The sequence below is a fragment of the Oleiphilus sp. HI0066 genome, from assembly GCF_001635725.1.
The window spans coordinates 1-676 of the sequence record NZ_LWFH01000189.1; the positions used below are offsets into that span (position 1 = coordinate 1).

1 protein-coding gene is annotated in these 676 nt (G+C 43.0%); it reads right to left on the reverse strand.

The features are described 5' to 3' along the window. Window positions 1-602, reverse strand: a 602-nt coding sequence (locus A3738_RS03020) for an AraC family transcriptional regulator ligand-binding domain-containing protein (protein WP_197473542.1), incomplete at its 3' end; no start/stop codon positions are given. Between the last annotated feature and the right edge of the window lie 74 nt (window positions 603-676).

Here is a 676-nt window from a genome sequence, read left to right on the forward strand (position 1 = left end):
AGTGCTTGCGCTTTGATCGAGATTCTATTTGATGAAGCGTTAAATCGAATTGAGTGACCAAAAATCTGTTTAAATTGATGAGCGTAATCAGGCTCTGGAAAACTGAATTCGGCTTTTTCTATCGTAAGTTCATTACCCGTCAGTGAATATGCCCACGCCATCACGGCGCTCATACTGCGTTCGATCGCGATGGTAGGATATTGTTGTTTACTTCCGATATTAAAGGTCAAACTAACAAGGCTATCTTGCCTGTGCACGGTGATGTTCTCCGAGGCATTCATGAGCACAAGATTGTTTGTAAATACTTCTAATGCCTCGCCTAAATTACTACATTGACTAACCCAACTTGCTAATAATCCCTTGGCGTTTGGATTAATTGTTTGTCCAATGCGTAAACCAAGGCCTCGTCCTTTATCGTGCTTGTCGATCTCTTGCCATAAAGAGATCAGAACCGATTCTGGTAGGCGCGAGTCAGGGCTATTGCTCCATGACCTATCCCATCCCAGCTCACTCAGTGTTTTCGTCGATAAAATGTCTAACTCAAGACATATATCGACTAGGTCTTGCGCTGCTGCGCATGAGACAGTGTTACCAATAGACATAAACGTGTTACCGAAGGACCTAGGTTGCTGTTTGGCTTACTTTTAACATTCACATCTTCAATCATAACCCCACA